The organism is Microbacterium sp. TS-1, assembly GCF_000509385.1.
GTDB lineage: Bacteria > Actinomycetota > Actinomycetes > Actinomycetales > Microbacteriaceae > Microbacterium > Microbacterium arborescens.
In genome coordinates this window covers 365,380-382,463 of sequence record NZ_BASQ01000001.1, presented here as the reverse complement: position 1 = coordinate 382,463, position 17,084 = coordinate 365,380, and the positions used below count along the sequence as shown (strand labels likewise).

At 68.3% G+C, this 17,084-nt stretch carries 17 protein-coding genes and 2 tRNA genes; 10 read left to right on the top strand and 9 right to left on the bottom strand.

Going from position 1 to position 17,084, the window contains the following annotated elements; all coding sequences use genetic code 11:
- Positions 1-7: 7 nt before the first annotated feature.
- The gene (locus MTS1_RS01695; RefSeq protein ID WP_023950841.1) at positions 8-544 is read left to right on the top strand and encodes a gamma carbonic anhydrase family protein; all 537 of its coding nucleotides are present in this window, start codon (positions 8-10) and stop codon (positions 542-544) included.
- Between the two features lie 38 nt (positions 545-582).
- Here MTS1_RS01695 and MTS1_RS01690 read toward each other — a convergent pair.
- Positions 583-653: transfer RNA gene (locus MTS1_RS01690), tRNA-Gly, on the bottom strand.
- 134 nt (positions 654-787) lie between these two features.
- Between MTS1_RS01690 and MTS1_RS01685 the strand changes: the two genes are divergently transcribed.
- From MTS1_RS01685 to MTS1_RS01660, 6 genes are all read left to right on the top strand, one after another.
- Positions 788-861, top strand: a tRNA-Pro gene (locus MTS1_RS01685).
- Between the two features lie 71 nt (positions 862-932).
- Positions 933-2,462: a trigger factor gene (gene tig / locus MTS1_RS01680; protein ID WP_023950835.1), complete on the top strand. Its 1,530-nt coding sequence runs from the start codon at positions 933-935 to the stop codon at positions 2,460-2,462.
- 194 nt (positions 2,463-2,656) lie between these two features.
- Positions 2,657-3,241, top strand: a complete 585-nt coding sequence (locus MTS1_RS01675) for an ATP-dependent Clp protease proteolytic subunit (RefSeq protein WP_023950833.1) — start codon at positions 2,657-2,659, stop codon at positions 3,239-3,241.
- A gap of 23 nt (positions 3,242-3,264) precedes the next feature.
- Positions 3,265-3,930, top strand: a complete 666-nt coding sequence (locus tag MTS1_RS01670; protein WP_023950830.1) for an ATP-dependent Clp protease proteolytic subunit — start codon at positions 3,265-3,267, stop codon at positions 3,928-3,930.
- 171 nt (positions 3,931-4,101) lie between these two features.
- Positions 4,102-5,370: an ATP-dependent Clp protease ATP-binding subunit ClpX gene (gene clpX / locus MTS1_RS01665; protein WP_023950828.1), complete on the top strand. Its 1,269-nt coding sequence runs from the start codon at positions 4,102-4,104 to the stop codon at positions 5,368-5,370.
- A 61-nt stretch (positions 5,371-5,431) separates the two neighbouring features.
- A complete protein-coding gene (locus MTS1_RS01660; RefSeq protein WP_023950826.1) occupies positions 5,432-6,016 on the top strand; it encodes a dihydrofolate reductase family protein in 585 nt (194 codons plus the stop codon).
- On the opposite strand, the gene MTS1_RS01655 is transcribed toward MTS1_RS01660, so the two are convergent.
- Positions 6,013-8,052, bottom strand: coding sequence for a M3 family metallopeptidase (locus tag MTS1_RS01655; RefSeq protein WP_023950824.1), 2,040 nt, complete (start codon positions 8,050-8,052; stop codon positions 6,013-6,015). The two genes, MTS1_RS01660 and MTS1_RS01655, sit on opposite strands and share 4 nt — an antisense overlap.
- Before the next feature lie 68 nt (positions 8,053-8,120).
- Here MTS1_RS01655 and MTS1_RS01650 point away from each other — a divergent pair, with 68 nt between their 5' ends.
- Both MTS1_RS01650 and MTS1_RS01645 read left to right on the top strand, forming a co-directional pair.
- Positions 8,121-8,744 (top strand): helix-turn-helix domain-containing protein, encoded by a 624-nt coding sequence (locus MTS1_RS01650; protein ID WP_023950822.1) that lies wholly within the window; start codon positions 8,121-8,123, stop codon positions 8,742-8,744.
- 2 nt (positions 8,745-8,746) lie between these two features.
- Entirely contained in the window at positions 8,747-10,069 is a 1,323-nt protein-coding gene (locus tag MTS1_RS01645) for an MFS transporter (RefSeq protein WP_036304874.1), read from the top strand.
- A gap of 19 nt (positions 10,070-10,088) precedes the next feature.
- Here MTS1_RS01645 and MTS1_RS01640 read toward each other — a convergent pair whose 3' ends face one another.
- The 5 genes from MTS1_RS01640 to MTS1_RS01620 all read right to left on the bottom strand — a co-directional run bounded on the left by MTS1_RS01640 (position 10,089) and on the right by MTS1_RS01620 (position 15,282).
- Positions 10,089-10,322: a hypothetical protein gene (locus tag MTS1_RS01640; RefSeq protein WP_023950818.1), complete on the bottom strand. Its 234-nt coding sequence runs from the start codon at positions 10,320-10,322 to the stop codon at positions 10,089-10,091.
- A gap of 1 nt (position 10,323) precedes the next feature.
- The gene (valS, locus tag MTS1_RS01635; protein ID WP_023950816.1) at positions 10,324-12,903 is read right to left on the bottom strand and encodes a valine--tRNA ligase; all 2,580 of its coding nucleotides are present in this window, start codon (positions 12,901-12,903) and stop codon (positions 10,324-10,326) included.
- Positions 12,904-13,007: 104 nt separating this feature from the next.
- The gene (locus tag MTS1_RS01630; protein WP_023950813.1) at positions 13,008-13,829 is read right to left on the bottom strand and encodes a MetQ/NlpA family ABC transporter substrate-binding protein; all 822 of its coding nucleotides are present in this window, start codon (positions 13,827-13,829) and stop codon (positions 13,008-13,010) included.
- 32 nt (positions 13,830-13,861) lie between these two features.
- Positions 13,862-14,533 carry a methionine ABC transporter permease gene (locus MTS1_RS01625; protein WP_023950811.1) on the bottom strand — a complete coding sequence of 224 codons (672 nt, stop codon included), beginning with the start codon at positions 14,531-14,533 and terminating at the stop codon, positions 13,862-13,864.
- A complete protein-coding gene (locus MTS1_RS01620) occupies positions 14,530-15,282 on the bottom strand; it encodes an ATP-binding cassette domain-containing protein (RefSeq protein WP_023950809.1) in 753 nt (250 codons plus the stop codon). The genes MTS1_RS01625 and MTS1_RS01620 overlap by 4 nt, the downstream gene beginning before the upstream one ends.
- A 45-nt stretch (positions 15,283-15,327) precedes the next feature.
- On the opposite strand from MTS1_RS01620, the gene MTS1_RS01615 reads away from it, so the two are divergent.
- Positions 15,328-15,744, top strand: a complete 417-nt coding sequence (locus MTS1_RS01615; RefSeq protein WP_023950807.1) for an OsmC family protein — start codon at positions 15,328-15,330, stop codon at positions 15,742-15,744.
- A 9-nt stretch (positions 15,745-15,753) separates the two neighbouring features.
- Here MTS1_RS01615 and MTS1_RS01610 read toward each other — a convergent pair whose 3' ends face one another.
- Positions 15,754-16,260, bottom strand: coding sequence for a GNAT family N-acetyltransferase (locus MTS1_RS01610; RefSeq protein ID WP_023950805.1), 507 nt, complete (start codon positions 16,258-16,260; stop codon positions 15,754-15,756).
- On the bottom strand, positions 16,257-16,940 hold the full coding sequence (locus tag MTS1_RS01605) for a hypothetical protein (RefSeq protein ID WP_036304582.1): 684 nt from the start codon (positions 16,938-16,940) through the stop codon (positions 16,257-16,259). Before MTS1_RS01605 ends, MTS1_RS01610 begins: the two co-directional genes overlap by 4 nt.
- Between the last annotated feature and the right edge of the window lie 144 nt (positions 16,941-17,084).

Genomic DNA, 17,084 nt, shown 5'->3' with positions numbered 1-17,084 from the left:
TGAGGCCATGGTCGTCTCACCGAGCGCAACGATCCTGCCGCTGGGCGAGTCCCGGCCTCGTCTGCATCCGACGGTCTTCGTCGCGGACGGAGCTCGGCTGGTGGGCGATGTGACCGTCGGCGAGCTGTCGAGCATCTGGTACAACGCCGTCGTCCGCGGTGATCGCGCGCGCATCGCGATCGGTGACCGCAGCAATGTTCAGGACGGCGTCGTGATCCATGTCGATGCGCGATCGCCCGCCCGGATCGGTGATGACGTCTCCATCGGTCACAACGCCGTCGTCCACGGATGCACGGTGGAGGACGGCTGCCTCATCGGTATGAACAGCACAGTGCTGAGCGGAGCCGTGATCGGGGCCGGGTCCCTCGTCGCCGGGGGAGCCGTCGTCCTCGAGGGGACGGTCGTCCCGCCGGGGTCTCTCGTGGCCGGCGTGCCCGCGAAGGTGCGCCGTGCTCTGACGGAGGACGAGCGGGACGGGCTCCGACGGAACGCTGCGACCTACCTGGAGCTGGCCGCCGAGCACGGGGCCGCCAGGGCCGAATGAAGAAACTCCTCCTCGCCTGAGACGAGGAGGAGTATGGGAGGGGCTGACGAGAATCGAACTCGCATCATCTGTTTGGAAGACAGAGGCTTTACCACTAAGCTACAGCCCCGCATCCGACCGGGATCGGATGTGGATCGCCGTTGCGCTGAGAACGGTGTCCAGCGCTGGCAACTCGAACAGTCTAGCGGACTCCGTCGGCTAGACTGACCACGGCCGTTTTCCGACGCACGTGTGCTGCGCGCCCGGGGCGTAGCTCAGCTTGGTAGAGCGCCCGCTTTGGGAGCGGGAGGCCGCAGGTTCAAATCCTGTCGCCCCGACAACGGCCCCACGAACCCAGACCACCGAACGGACGCGCGTGTGCGCGGCCGGATAAAGGAGAACGACAGGCATGGTCACCAGCACCGTCGAGACGCTCAGCCCCACGCGGGTGAAGCTCCACATCACGGTCAGCCCGGACGAGCTGAAGCCGAGCATCACCCACGCGTACGAGCACATCGCTCAGGACGTGCAGATCCCCGGCTTCCGCAAGGGCAAGGTGCCCGCTCCCATCATCGACCAGCGTGTCGGCCGCGGTGCGGTCATCGAGCACGCGGTCAGCGAGGGCCTCGACGGCTTCTACCGCGAAGCCGTCACCGCGAACGAGCTGCGCGTCCTCGGGCGCCCGTCGGCCGAGGTCGTCGACTGGCCCAGCGACAAGGACTTCTCCGGCGACCTGAAGGTCGAGGTCGAGGTCGACGTCCGTCCCGAGTTCGAGCTTCCCGCCTACGAGGACATCACCATCGAGGTCGAGCCCGTCGCCACCGACGACGCCGCGATCGACGAAGAGCTCGACCGCCTGCGCGGTCGTTTCGGCACGCTCGTCACCGTCGACCGTCCCGCTGCGAAGGGCGATTTCGTCGAGCTCGACCTCGTCGCGACGATCGACGGCAACGAGATCGACCGCGCCGAGGGCGTGTCGTACGAGGTCGGCTCGGGCGAGCTGCTCGAGGGCATCGATGAGGCCATCGAGTCGCTCACCGCCGGCGAGGACACCACCTTCCGCTCGAAGCTGGTCGGCGGCGATCACGCCGGCGAAGAGGCCGAGGTCGCCGTCACGGTCAAGGCCGTCAAGGAGCGCGAGCTTCCCGAGGCCGACGACGACTTCGCCCAGATGGCGAGCGAGTTCGACACCATCGCCGAGCTGCGCGACAGCCTCGCCGAGCGGGTCTCTCAGCAGAGCGTCTTCACGCAGGGCGCCGCTGCTCGCGAGAAGCTCGTCGACGCCCTCCTCGAGAAGGTCGAGATCCCGGTTCCGGCCGGACTCGTCGAGGACGAGGTCCACGCACACCTCGAAGGCGAGGGCCGTCTGGAGGATGACGTGCACCGCGCCGAGGTCACCGAGGCGAGCGAGAAGCAGTTCCGCACGCAGATGGTCCTCGACAAGATCGCCGAGACCCACGAGGTGCAGGTCTCGCAGGACGAGCTGACCCAGTACCTGATCCAGGCCTCCGCGCAGTACGGCATGGCCCCGCAGGACTTCGTCAACGCCCTCCAGCAGAACGGGCAGCTCCCGGTGATGGTCGGCGAGGTCGCCCGCAACAAGGCGCTCGCTATCGCCCTGGGCAAGGTCACGGTCGTCGACACCGATGGCAAGTCGGTCGACCTGACCGGCTTCATCACCGTCGAGGGCGAGGAGTCCGCCGCTGACGAGGTCGTCGAGGAGGCGCAGGAGATCGCCGACGAGGCCGCCGACGCCGACGCCGCCGAGGCGGAGGAGAAGCCGGCGAAGAAGGCTCCCGCGAAGAAGGCTCCCGCCAAGAAGAAGGCGGATGCGGCAGACGCGGCTCCCGCCGGCGAGGAGAAGGCTCCCGCGAAGAAGGCCCCCGCCAAGAAGGCTCCGGCTAAGAAGAAGGCCGCCGACGAGGCTGCCGCCGAGTGATCTTCTGATCTCAACGGTCGCCTGACCGGAATGAAGGGGCGGATGCTGCGGCATCCGCCCCTTCTGTTATCGGCGAGGACGCTCCGTCTCGATGGGCGCGGTGACACGGGCTATGCCCACGGCGAACACGGCCGGACGCGCGCGGCGGCGTCGGTAGATTCGACACGTCACGAAACTTCGGATCAGGAGCACACATGGCTGACCCCCTCATCGCAACAAGCGTCTTCGACAGACTGCTCAAGGACCGCATCATCTGGCTCGGGTCGGAGGTGCGCGACGAGAACGCGAACGAGATCTGCGCGAAGATCCTCCTGCTCGCCGCCGAGGACTCCGAGAAGGACATCTACCTCTACATCAACTCGCCGGGTGGCTCGATCACCGCCGGCATGGCGATCTACGACACGATGCAGTTCGTCCCGAACGACATCGTCACCGTGGGCATCGGCATGGCGGCCTCGATGGGGCAGCTGCTGCTCACCGCCGGCACCAAGGGCAAGCGCTACATCACGCCCAACGCGCGGGTGCTTCTGCACCAGCCGCACGGTGGGTTCGGCGGCACGGCCAGCGACATCCAGACGCAGGCGCAGCTGATCCTCGACATGAAGCGCCGCCTCGCCGAGATCACCGCGGCGCAGACCGGCAAGTCGGTCGAGCAGATCAACGCGGACGGCGATCGCGACCGTTGGTTCACCGCTCAGGAGGCGCTCGAGTACGGCTTCGTGGACCACATCCGCGAGTCGGCCACGGACGTGGTCGGCGGCGGCGGTACCGAGAACTGATCGACCGAAGGAGAAAGACAACGATGAACACACCCGCCTTCGGCCTTCCCCACGGCGCAGCGATGCCCTCGAGCCGCTACATCCTGCCGCAGTTCGAGGAGCGCACAGCCTACGGCTACAAGCGTCAGGACCCGTACAACAAGCTGTTCGAGGATCGCGTGATCTTCCTCGGCGTGCAGGTCGACGACGCGTCCGCCGACGACGTGATGGCTCAGCTGCTCGTGCTCGAGTCGCAGGACCCCGACCGCGACATCATCATGTACATCAACTCGCCCGGCGGCTCGTTCACGGCCATGACGGCGATCTACGACACGATGCAGTACGTGTCGCCCCAGATCCAGACGGTCGTGCTGGGTCAGGCCGCGTCGGCTGCGTCCGTGCTTCTTGCGGCGGGCGCTCCCGGCAAGCGCCTGGCCCTTCCGAACGCCCGCATCCTGATCCACCAGCCCGCCGTGGGCGAGGCCGGTCACGGTCAGGCGTCGGACATCGAGATCCAGGCCGCCGAGATCCTGCGCATGCGGACGTGGCTCGAGGAGACCATGGCGCGCCACACCAATCGCACGCAGGAGCAGGTCAACAAGGACATCGACCGCGACAAGATCCTGTCGGCCCACGAGGCGATGGAGTACGGCATCGTCGACCAGGTGCTGACGTCGCGCAAGCGCACCCCCGCCGCGATCACATCCTGACGGGCGCGAGTGCATCGCGTATGGCCCCGGCGAGCAGCCGGGGCCATACGCGTCACTGCGGCGGTTCGACCCGAACCGTGCGCAAATCCGCGGGGATGTCTGCGGGAGAGGTTAGGCTCGGAGCACCACGCTCTCAGGTGAGCGACGGTTTCCGGCATCCAGGAGGGGTACATGGCTCGCATCGGTGAGAGTGCCGACCTGTTCAAGTGCTCGTTCTGCGGAAAGAGTCAGAAGCAGGTCCAGCAGCTGATCGCAGGACCCGGCGTCTACATCTGCGACGAGTGCGTCGAGCTGTGCAACGAGATCATCGAAGAGCGCATGGCCGAGTCCGGCGACGAGTCGGTGGCGGAGTTCGACCTTCCCAAGCCCCGAGAGATCTTCTCCTTCCTCGAGGAGTACGTCGTCGGGCAGGACCCGGCCAAGCGCGCTCTCTCGGTCGCGGTGTACAACCACTACAAGCGCGTGCGCGCTCACTCGACGCTTCAGCCTGCCGAGCAGCGCGCCGACGACGTCGAGATCGCCAAGAGCAACATCCTGCTGCTCGGGCCCACCGGCTGCGGCAAGACCTATCTCGCGCAGACGCTCGCAAAGCGACTCAACGTGCCTTTCGCCGTCGCCGACGCGACGGCGCTGACGGAAGCCGGGTACGTCGGCGAGGACGTCGAGAACATCCTCCTCAAGCTGCTGCAGGCGGCCGACTTCGACGTCAAGCGTGCTGAGACCGGCATCATCTACATCGACGAGGTCGACAAGATCGCCCGCAAGGCCGAGAACCCCTCCATCACGCGAGACGTCTCCGGTGAAGGAGTCCAGCAGGCACTGCTGAAGATCCTCGAGGGCACGGTCGCGTCGGTTCCGCCGCAGGGAGGGCGCAAGCACCCTCACCAGGAGTTCATCCAGATCGATACGACGAACGTCCTGTTCATCGTGGCCGGCGCCTTCGCGGGCCTCGAAGAGATCATCTCGTCCCGCGTCGGAAAGCACGGCGTCGGCTTCGGCGCTCCGCTGCAGGAGAAGGACAAGGAGCTCGACCTCTTCCGTGAGGTCGAACCCGAAGACCTGCACAAGTTCGGTCTCATCCCCGAGTTCATCGGCCGTCTTCCCGTCGTGACCTCGGTCTCGCCGCTCGACCAGAAGGCGCTCATCGAGATCCTCACGGGCCCGAAGAACGCATTCGTGAAGCAGTATCAGCGGATGTTCGAGCTTGACGGCGTCGAGCTGGAGTTCGAAGAAGACGCACTTCGTGCGATCGCCGATCTCGCCGTCGCTCGCAAGACCGGTGCCCGCGGCCTTCGCGCGATTCTCGAGGACGTCCTCGGGCCCATCATGTTCGAGATCCCGTCCGCCGACGATGTCGATAAGGTCATCGTGACCCGTGCGGCCGTCGACGATGGCGCCGCTCCGACCCTGGTACTACGGCAGAAGCGCAAGAGCGCCTGACGCGCGGAGGCAGCGCGACGCCGTCCACCGTGATGTCGGAGGCCCGGGCTAGCCTGCCGACATGCAACGCATCATCTACGACGCGGCGACCTCGCTCGACGGCTTCATCGCCGACGCCGATGGTTCGCTCTCCTGGCTGTTCGCGGTCGACGGAGGCGACGAGCCCGATGCGGGTCTGATCCCGGCCGACGCGGGCGTTCTCGTCGAGGGGTCGACGACGTACGAATGGCTCCTCGCGGAGTCGGATCTGCTCGCGCACCCCGAGCGGTGGCAGGAGTTCCACGGTGATCGACCGACGTTCGTGTTCACCTCTCGTGATCTGCCCCGGCCGGCCGGCGCGGACGTCAGGTTCGTCTCGGGGCCCGTGCCGGCCGTTCTCCCTCGCATCCGGCAGGCAGCCGGTGATCGCGACGTCTGGGTCGTGGGCGGCGGAGATCTGGCCGGGCAATTTCTCGACGCCGACGCGCTCGATCAGATCGCGGTATCGGTCGCGCCCGCGACCCTCGGCGGGGGAGCGCCCGTGCTCCCGCGCCGCATCGAGTCCGACCGGCTCTCACTGCGTTCCGCGGAGCAGGTGGGCGCTTTCGCGCGTCTGGTGTACGACATAGCGCCCGCCGATGGTGGCCCTCAGGAGGGTGCGTCCTAGACGCTGAGGCCGCGGCGCACGAGGAGCGGCTCGATGCGGGCATCGCGACCACGGAAGTCTCGGTATGCCTCCAGGGGGTCCTTCGACCCGCCGACCCCCAGCAGGCGCTGACGGAACCGGTCGCCGTTCGTGCGGGTCAGGCCGCCGTTCTCCGCGAACCACTCAACGGTGTCGGCGTCGAGGACCTCGCTCCAGATGTAGGAGTAGTACCCGGCACTGTACCCGCCCGAGAAGATGTGCGCGAAGTATGCCGAGGAGTAGCGCGGCGGCACCGCGGGGTCGTCGAGGCCGATGTCCGCGAGCGCTGCGGCTTCGAAGGCGGCCACGTCGGTGACGGCCGCCGCTTCGTCTGCGCTGAGCGAGTGCCAGGCGAGGTCGAGCCACGCGGCGGCGAGATACTCGCTCGTCGCGAATCCCTGATTGAACGTTCCGGAGGCCTCGAGCCGGTCGACGACGTCGGATCCGATCGGCTCGCCGGTCTCGACATGGCGAGCGTAGTTCGCCAGCACCTCGGGGCGGTAGATCCACATCTCGTTGACCTGGCTCGGGAACTCGACGAAGTCTCGGAACACGTTCGTCCCGGCGAAGGTCGGATAGGTGACGGTGGCGAACAACCCGTGCAGTGCGTGCCCGAACTCGTGGAAGAGGGTCGTCACCTCATCGAGCGTGAGCAGCGTCGGTGTACCCGGCGCCGGCTGGGGGACGTTGAGGTTGTTGACGACGATCGGCGTCGTGCCGCGCAGCTCCGACTGCGAAGCGATGGAGTTCATCCAGGCGCCGCCCCGCTTGGTGTCGCGGGTGTAGAGGTCGAGGATGAAGAGCCCGAGGTGCGAGCCGTCCGCGTTCGACACCTCGAACACTCGTGCGTCCTCGTGGTATGCCGGAAGGTCCCCGCGCTCACGGAACGTGACGCCGTACAGCTGTGTCGCGGCGAAGAAGACACCGTCGCGCAGCACGCGTTCGGCCTCGAACCACGGGCGCAGGGCCGTCGTGTCGATCTCCAGCGTGGTCGCGCGCACGCGCTCGGTCGCGAACGCCCAGTCAGCGGGACCCACCTCGTCGCCCAGGACGGCCCGAAGTGCCTGCTTCTCCTGCTGCGCGTTGTGGGCCGCGGGGGCGGCGAGTCGGCGCAGCAGCGACGTCACCGCTTCCGGGTTGCCCGCCGTCTGATCGGAGGTGACGTAGGCCGCGTGAGACGGAAAGCCCAGCAGCTCGGCGCGCTCGGCACGCAGCCGGACGATCTCGAGCAGCACGGGGCGGTTGTCGTGCGGGCCGGGCCGTGAACCGCGCGCACGCGACGCCTCGAGGATCCGCCGACGCGACTGCGGGTCGGTGAGCGAAGCGAGCGACGGGTGGCCCGTGAACAGCGTAAGCGTGACCACGTAGGCGCCGTTCAGTCCACGATCGGCAGCCGCACGCGCAGCGGCGGAGATCTCGCCCTCGCTCAGACCGTCGAGCTCCTCGCGCGATGCGAAGACGACGGCGAGATCGTTCGTGTCCGCCAGGAGGTTCTTCTCGAACGTCGTGGTGAGCACGGAGAGGCGGCTGTTGAGCTCGGTCAGGCGTCGCTTCGCGTCGGCGTCGAGCCCGGCGCCGGCGTGCGTCATCTGCACGAACCGCCGCTCCAGCAGATATCGCTGCTCGGCGGTGAGTCCGAGTTCCTCCCGTGCGGCATGCAGACTCTCGATCCTGCTGTAGAGGCGCTGATCGAGAAGGATGGCGTCGGAGTGCGCAGACATCATCGGCGCGAGCCTCTCATCGACTGCCTGGACTGCCGGGGTGGCGTCGGCGGAGCTGATCGTGAAGAAGGTGCGCGCGACGTCACCGAGGAGCCGTCCGCTGTTCTCCCATGCCGCAACGGTGTTGTCGAAGGTGGGCGGTTCGGGATCGGCGGTGATCGCGTCGATCTCGGCGCGTTGCTGAGCGAACGCTTTCTCAAACGCGGGCAGATAGTGATCCGGCTCGATCTCGCGGTAGTCGGGGAGGCCCCAGGGGAGGGCCGAAGCGGTCAGGAGCGGATTCGATGATGCCGGCATGTGCTCAGCCTACGCGCAACACAAAGAAGTAGTTGCAAAGATCTATTTGCAAAGCTATCTTTGTGCTCATGACCGAGATCAACGACGAGGAGAAGACGCGGCGCGACGTCCGCACGCTCGACTCCGGCGCGCTGCGTGCCCTTGCGCATCCCGTCCGCGTGCGGCTGTACGACATCCTCAGTCAGCAAGGCCCTCAGACGGCGAGCTCGCTGGCGGCCATGACGGGGGAGTCGTCCGGTTCCACGAGCTACCACCTGCGCGCCCTCGCGAAGCACGACCTGATCCGCGAGATCCCGGATCGCGGCACCGCGCGCGAGCGGTGGTGGGAGCGACCCTCGGGGGGCGTCTCGTTCCCCGGACCGGACTCCTTGCGCACGCCCGCGGGGCGTGCCGCGACGCAGGTCGTGATGGGCGAGTTCCTCGACCGCCGTCACGAGCAGCTCATGCGTTTCGTCGGGACCACACTGCGCGATGAGCTCGATCCGTGGGCGGAGAACGCCCTCATCACGTCTGCCACGGTCTCGTTGACCGCCGCGCAGCTCGGCGAGGTGAACGCGAGGATCCAGCGTGTCATCGACGATGTGGTCGACGAGTACCGCGTGGACGAAGCCGCGGGTGCGGCGCCCTCCGTCGACCGCCGCATCGTCTCGCTGCGCGCCGAAGCTTTTCCGATCACGACAGAGAGCGACTGATGATGAGCGTCGTCACCGACACCCCGGCCCAAGCCCCCGGGTCCGGGCGCCCGCGGCCCCTCGGGCGGGACTTCACCCGACTGTGGTCCGCCGCCGCCTTCAGCAATCTGGCGGACGGACTGGGCCGCACCGCGGTTCCGCTCATCGCAACGACGCTCACGCGCGACCCGCTGCTGATCTCGTTGCTCGGTGCGGCGGCCTTCGTCCCGTGGCTCGTCTTCGGCGTGCCGGCCGGCATGATCGTCGATCGGTTCGACCGGCGTCGCGTGATGGCCCTGGCGAACACCGTGCGCGGGGCGGCCGCGGTCGGATTGGCGGTGCTCACTGTCACGGGCGGGCTCGATGTCGTGTGGCTGCTGATCGGCACTCTGGTCTTCGGCTTCGGCGAGACGCTCTTCGACAACGCCACCAACGCGGTCATCCCGAGCGTCGTCGGCCGAGACCAGTTGGATCGAGCCAACGGACGGATCCAGGCCGCGCAGATCACTATCGACAGCTTCCTCGCGCAGCCGGTCGCCGGCGTCCTGTTCGCCGTGTCGCTCGCGCTCCCGCTGTGGCTGGGCGCCGCCGGGTACATCGTTCCGATCGCACTCGCGCTCGTCCTTCCGCTCGCGGCGGCGCGGTCCCGAGCCTCGACCGTCGTCGGCGCCGATCAGGGCGAGGTCGTCGCCGGCACCGTGCCGGAGCCACTGCCCGCTCCGACCGTTGCCCCGGTCCCCGCCGGCGAGGCGCTGCGGTACCTCTGGCGACACCGGTTCCTGCGGGCGCTGGTCGTGTTCACCTCGGTCGTCGGATGCGCTTTCGCCTTCGCGCAGGCACCGACGCTGCTCTACTTCCTGGATGTCCACGGGGTACCCGAGATCGCCATCGGGTTCGTCACGGCGGGCGTCGGAGTCGGCGCACTCGGCGGCTCGCTCGTCGCTGCTCGTCTCGTCGCGCGATGGGGGCGCGGCAACGTGATGTGGGGAGCGAACCTGGCCGCGGCCGCATGCATGGTCGCCGTCGGGCTCGCGCCGAACATCGTCGTCGCGATCATCGCCTACGCGGGAATGGCTTTCGCGGTGTCGCTGTGGAACGTTCCGTGGGGTGCGCTGCGGCAGCAGATCATCCCGCCGGCGCTGTTCGGGCGCACTCTCGGCATCATCCGCACTCTGACCTGGGGACTCTTCCCGGTGGCGACGATCCTGGGCGGGCTGGTCGCGTCCGTCGACCTGCGACTGCCCTTCATCGCCGCCGGGGCGGTGTGCATCGTCGCGACGGCGGTCTGCACGCGACTCATCCGATCCGCGACCGGACAGGGCTCTCCCGCCGCCACCCCGGACTGAGCGGCGGGAGAGCGGGGCGTCAGAACGTGTCGTCGTCTATCTGGCCGACGACGGGAACACCGGCAGCATCGAGCGAGACCACGACGCCGTTCTCCAGTTCGGCGACGGGGCGCCCCTCGAGCCAGGTCAGCGTCCACTTCGGACGCGGATCGACGTCGAGCACGCGATCCACGGCGCGGACCTGATCACGGAATGCGGCCGGCAGAGAGGCCGGCGGCTCATCGCCGCTGGTCCACCGGGTTCCCAGACGCATCTCAGACCTCCTGCGGGGCCAGCTCGACGCGCTCCACGACGAGGTCGCCCGCGCCGTCGAGGAGCTCGAGCTCGGTGATGCGTCCGACCGCCTTCAGGTCGCCCTCGGCGCGGCGAAGGCGCTCGATCGTCGCGGCATCCGCGCGAAGCGAGAGAACCGAGACGGGGGTCTTCTGCGAGGCCTTCGCCTCGGTCTTCGCCCGTCGGATCCCGATGAGCGCGGCGCTGGCCGCGGTCAGCACGTCGGGATCGCCGGCGATACCGCTCGCCTCGGGCCAGGATGCGGTGTGCACCGAGCCCTCCTCGAACCACGACCATGCTTCCTCCGCAGCGAAGGCGAGGACCGGGGCCAGCAGACGCAGCAGCGAGGACAGCGCGAGGCGCAGTGCCAGGGCCGCCGAGGCCTGACCCGCGTCGGAGCGGTCGTACGCGCGCTCCTTGACGAGCTCGAGGTAGTCGTCGCAGAACGTCCAGAAGAAGGCCTCGGTGATCTCCAGTGCGCGAGCGTGATCGTACGCCTCGAACGCGCGCGTGGCGTCGACGATCACCCGGTCGAGCGTCGCAAGCATGGCGGCGTCGAGGTCGTGGGTCACGGCCGCGCCGTCGGGCACGGGGAACGAGAGCACGAACTTCGCCGCGTTGAGCACCTTGATGGCCAGACGGCGGCCGATCTTCACCTGCGTCGGGTTCTGCGGGTCGAACGCGGCATCGGAGCCGAGGCGGCTCGAGGCTGCCCAGTAGCGGACCGCGTCTGTGCCGTGCTGCGCGAGGATGTCGGCCGGAGTGACCACGTTCCCCTTCGACTTCGACATCTTCTTGCGGTCGGGGTCGACGATGAATCCGGAGATCGCGGCATCCGACCACGGCGCGCGGCCGTCCTCGAGAGCGCTGCGGAGCATCGTGGAGAACAGCCAGGTGCGGATGATGTCCTGCCCCTGCGGTCGCAGATCGAACGGCGCGACGAGCTGCCACAGCTCGTCGTCGCGCTGCCACCCGCCCGCCAGCTGCGGGGTCAGCGACGACGTCGCCCAGGTGTCGAAGATGTCGCGCTCGGCGTCGAACCCGCCCGGCACCCCGCGCTGCTCCGCGGTGTAGCCCGAGGGGACATCGGTGGTCGGGTCGATCGGGAGCTGAGCGGCATCGGGGGTGATGACGCGCTCGTAATCGCGTTCGCCGTTCTCGTCGAGTCCGTACCAGATCGGAATGGGCACGCCGAAGAACCGCTGACGCGACACGAGCCAGTCGCCGGTGAGTCCGTTCGTCCAGTTCTCGTAGCGAACCCGCATGAAGTCGGGGTGCCACGACATCTCCTGGCCGAGCGAGATGAGGCGCGACCGCAGCTCTTCGTCGCGGGCTCCGTTGCGCAGGTACCACTGGCGCGTCGAGACGATCTCGAGCGGACGGTCGCCCTTCTCGAAGAACTTCACCGGGTGGCTGAAGGGCTTGGACACCTCGAGCAGCTCCCCGGACTCCTGCAGGAGTTCCACGATGCGCTTCTTGGCGCTGAAGACGGTCTTTCCGGCGAGTTCCGCGTATGCGGCGCGCGCGGCATCCGCGACGATGACGTCGGGCGCGTCGGCGACGATGCGGCCGTCGTGACCGAGGATCGTGCGGTTGGGCAGGTCGAGCTCGCGCCACCAGATGATGTCCGTCACGTCACCGAAGGTGCAGATCATCGCGATTCCCGAGCCTTTGTCGGGCTGAGCGAGGTGGTGCGGGAGAACCGGCACCTCGACGTCGAAGAGCGGTGTGCGCACGGTCTTGCCGAAGTACGGCTGATAGCGCTCGTCGTCCGGGTTCGCGACGAGGGCGACGCACGCCGGCAGCAGCTCCGGGCGCGTCGTCTCGATGTGGATGTCGCCGCTGCCGTCGGTCTTGTGGAACGCGATCCGGTGGTACGACGCCTGCTGCTCGCGATCCTCGAGCTCGGCCTGAGCGATCGCGGAGCGGAAGTCGATGTCCCACAGCGTGGGAGCGAGCGCCTGATACGCCTCGCCCCGCTCGAGGTTGCGCAGGAACGCGAGCTGGCTGGTGCGGATGGTCTCGTCGGAGATGGTCCGGTATGTCTGGGTCCAGTCGACGGAGAGCCCGAGCTGACGGAAGAGCGACTCGAACTGCTTCTCGTCCTCGATGGTCAGCTTCTCGCACAGCTCGATGAAGTTGCGACGGCTGATGGGCACCTGGTCGGCGGCGCGGCTCGACTTGTTGTCGCCGCCCTCGAACGGCGGGACGAACGACTCGTCGTACGGGAGGGTCGGGTCGCAGCGCACGCCGTAGTAGTTCTGAACACGGCGCTCGGTGGGAAGACCGTTGTCGTCCCAGCCCATCGGGTAGAACACGCTCTTGCCGCGCATGCGCTCGAACCGCACCTTCAGATCGGTGTGCGTGAACGAGAACACGTGGCCGATGTGCAGCGAGCCGGATGCCGTCGGGGGAGGCGTGTCGACGGAGAAGACGCCGCCACGGCCCGTCTCAGCGGCGCGCGCGCGATCGAACAAGTAGGTGCCCTGCTCGGCCCAGGCGGCGTCCCACTTCTGCTCGAGGCCTTCCAGAGCGGGCTTCTCGGGAATGTGCGCTGTCATGGGAACTCCTCGACGATATGTGCGGCACTGTGTGAGCGTGCCTGAGTGTGCGTCGTCCGAGTCTACCGGGGGTGGGGCGCCGCATCGGTGCCCCACCCGTGTGGTCAGAAGGCGGCTTCGATGGTCTCGTTGCCCTCGATGACCTTGCGCACCTCGTCGCTCGTGAACGCGTCGATGAGTGCCTTCGTGGCGGGGGAGTCCGCCTCGGCCGAGGGCACCACGAGCTGCAGCGCGAAGCGGTCGTCGAGCTCGGTGAGCAGGCCGTCGTCCTGAGGGGTCAGGCCGAGCGCGGCGATGTGCGACGGCCACTGGAAGACCAGGTCCGCCTCGTCGTACGCCGTGTTCAGCTGATTGATCTCGAGCGAGAGGAACTGCAGGTTCTTCGGGTTCTCTGAGACATCGTCGAGCGTCGCGGTGTAGGGGTCGATGCCCGGGGTCAGTCCGATCACGCCGGCGTCGGCGAGGAGCTTGAGCGCTCGGGCGGTGTTCGACGAGTCGTTCGGGATGGCGACCGTCGCACCGTCGGGGAGCTGATCGATGTCGGTCAGGGTCTTCGAATAGAACGCGATGACGAAGTTGTAGATGGGTTGGACCGCCTCGAGTGACGCCCCGTTCTTCTCGTTGAACTCCTGCATATACGGCTCGTGCTGCGAGAAGTTCGCGTCGATGTCGCCGGCGGCGAGCATGTTGTTGACCGTGACGTAGTCCGACACCGGTACGAGCTCGATCTCGTACCCGTCGGAGATCGCCGCTCCGGCGGCCTCGACGATGTCGGTCGCGGGGGCGGTCACTGCGCCCACGCGCAGTGTCGTGACGCCGGACTCGGCGTCGCCCGGTGAGCCGGCGCAGCCGGCGAGCAGCCCGGCGGTCGCCAGCGTGGCGACCGCCGCCGTGACGAGGCGAGCGCGAACGGAGCGGAAGGACATGGGTTCTCCTTGTGAGAGTCGGTGGGCGGGAGTCAACGGTGGTCGAGACGGATCGACAGGCGGTGACCGATCGATTGGATGACCAGGACGACGACCAGGATGACGGCGATCGTGAAGTACATCAGCGGATAGTCGTACTCCTGGTAGCCGTAGCGCAGGGCGAAGTCGCCGATCCCGCCGCCGCCCACCACGCCGAGCACGGTGGAGTACGACAGCAGACTGATCGTCGCCGACGTCAGGGCGTAGACGAGGCCGGGGAAGGCTTCCGGGAGGAGGAAACGCACGATCGTCTGCGGAAGCGTCGCTCCCATCGTGCGAGCGACCCGCGGGATTCCGGGGCTGATCTCGCGCAAGATCTGCTCCACCAGACGCGCGTAGATCGCGACGGCGACGAAGCAGAGCGAGAACGTCGCCGCGGGCGTGCCGAATGTCGTCCCGTAGACGAGCCGGGTCACCGGCACGAGGAACACGACGAGCAGCAGGAACGGGAACGAGCGGACGACGTTGATGAAGAGGTTCCCGGTCCACCACACCGCGCGATTCGGTGCGGCGCCGCCCCGGCGGGTCAGGTATACGAGCATGCCGAGCGGCAGTCCGAGGAGCACCGCCGCCGCGAGAGAGACCAGAAGCATGTAGCCGGTCTCGCCGAGGGCCTCGAGCAGGTCTTCGCCCCGGCGGCCGAGCGAATCGGCGAGACCGCTCATGCGCCGAGCTCCCGTCGGGCGCGGTCGAGATAGCTCTCCGAGCCGAGGTCGGGCTCGGGCTGCACCCGCAGGATGTCGTGGACTCGCCCGTCCTCGAACAGGGCGACGCGGTCGCAGACCCGCCGGACGACGGCGAGATCATGTGTCACGACGACCACCGTCGTGCCGAACCGGTCGCGGGCCGCGCGGAGCAGTGCGAGCACGCCGTCGGTGGTGCTGGCATCGAGAGACGAGGTCGGCTCGTCGCACAGCAGGATGTCCGGGCGCGCGACGAGCGCACGGGCGATGCCGACGCGCTGACGCTGGCCTCCGCTCAGCTCGGCGGGGTACGCGTGTTCGCGGCCGCCCAGGCCGACGAAGCGCAGCACCTCGTCGACCGAGGCCCGTCGCTCTCGCGCGTGTTCGCGGCCACTCAGATCGAGAGCGATCGAGACGTTCTGAAGCACGGTCCGGTTCGCCAGGAGGTGCACGCCCTGGAACACCACTCCGATGCGCCGGCGAAGCGTGCGCAGCGCCGCCCGGCTGAGTCTCTGCGGGTCCTGTCCCAGCACCCGGACGGCGCCCGCCGTCGCGCTGATCTCGCCCGTGAGCAGGGCGAGAAGCGTGCTCTTCCCCGCGCCGCTCTCGCCGATGACTCCGAAGATCTCGCCCGGCGCGACCGTGAGATCGACGCCCGACAGGGCGCGGGTGCCGCCAGGGTACGTGACGCCGACCCCGCTCAGGGAGATCGGATCGTCGGTCGGGCGCACGCCGCATCCTCCAATAGTTGGACGACGTTCAACTATAGTCGACGCATGGCCACCCGGTACCGCACCTCAGCTCTGAACGACGACGGCGGGACGGGGGTCAGTCGTGTGCCGGATGGTCTGGAGGTCGCGGTATCCAACCCGTTGCAGCCGGGGCACGACACGCGCGCGAGCAACCCGGAGCAGCTCCTCGCCCTGGCATGGGCGACGTGCCTGAACGCCACGGCGCAGGCGATCGTGTCGGGAGCGCATCGCACCGCCGTGCGCGTCGAGGTCGCCTTGCGCGACGCCGAAGGCCGCGAGGGATACGAGTTCGTCGTGACCGCCTTCGTCTCGGGCGAGGGGCTGGACGAGAGCGAAGCCTCGAACCTCGCCGTCGCTGCGCACGCGCGTTGCCCGATCTCGCGCCTGCTGCAGGCTTCGCCGCTGGCCGAGGTGCGTGGCGAGGCCTGGTCGGCGATCTGACGAGGCCGCTCAGCGATCGACGGCGAAGCCGAGGTGAGGCATGTCCACGCCTCGGTAGTGCACCATGAATCGGCGGCGAACGGTCATGCCGAGCCGGATGGCAACGTTCATGGACGCGATGTTGGTGTCACGGACCTTGGCCCAGATGGCGGGGGCACCGAGCTCGCGGAACCCCCAGTCCCGCGCCGCGGTCGCGGCCTCTGTCGCGTATCCCCGATGCCAGTGCGCCCTGTGGAACAGGTAGCCGACCTCGAGAACCTGTTCGTCGCCGACGAACTGTCGCGTGATGCCGCACTGCCCGATCATGCCCACTCCGGGGAGGTCGACGGCCCAGAGTCCGAAACCGTCCTCCTCGTAGCGACGAAGATTGCGCGCGAGCCACTGCGCGCTTTCGTCGTCGTCGAAGGCCCCCTCGTAGGCGGTCATCGCGATGGGGTCGGTCAGTATCTCGCGGAGCGGGCCCAGGTCATCCTCCGTCATCAGCCGCAGGACCAGGCGTTCGGTGCGGGCGATCATCGGTTCGACTCCGGGGCGGATGCCTCGTCGCGCACGTCCCATCCGAGCGCAGCGGCGAACGCGGGGGCATGCGCCTCGACCTGCCGACGGGAGGCCGTCGCTCCGGCCAGCGCACGGATGTCGGTGAAGGCGAGCGCTTCCAGGCCGCGCAGGTCGAGATCCGTGCTCGACAGGGCACGTGTGTCGAACTCATCCACCGTGGTGTCGATGAAACCGACGCGCTCGAGCACCGCACCCGGGGCGTCGAGCGTGCCGATGCGGCAATCGACGATGAGGACGTCCCGCAGCGTCGCGGCGGGCACCGAGAGGTAGTCGATCCGGATGCCGCGGAGGATGACGCCGTCCCAGCGAGCACGCTGAGCATCGAGGGTGCCGATCCGCCCGCCGTTGAGTGTCACGGTGCGCCAGCTGCCGTCGCCCGAGCGGAACTCGGCCGTCGCGAGGTCGATGAGCGCGACGTCGGCGAGCACCGCACCGGTGAGATCGAGCCGGTCGGGGGTCCCCGGCCCGACGACGCTCTCGCTCACGCGTGCGTGGGCACCGTCGACGGGCCCGGCCCCGACCGTGATCGAGGACCCGACGAGATCCGCATGCCGAGACAGGACGGCAGGTTCGAGGTGACGGGGGAGGTCGGGGTCGCTCGCGCGAGGCGGAGCGGGGCGGGAGCGCGGGCGGGCCATACCTTCAGCGTATGCCGACGGTATGATGGGGTCATCAGCACCGATCCGGCCATCACCGGGGAGCTCTCGGAAGAACGGCGGCCATCCGCCCAGTAGAACCGAGCGGGGCAGGCCCGTGACAGCCGCTGGGAGAGTGGCCCTCCG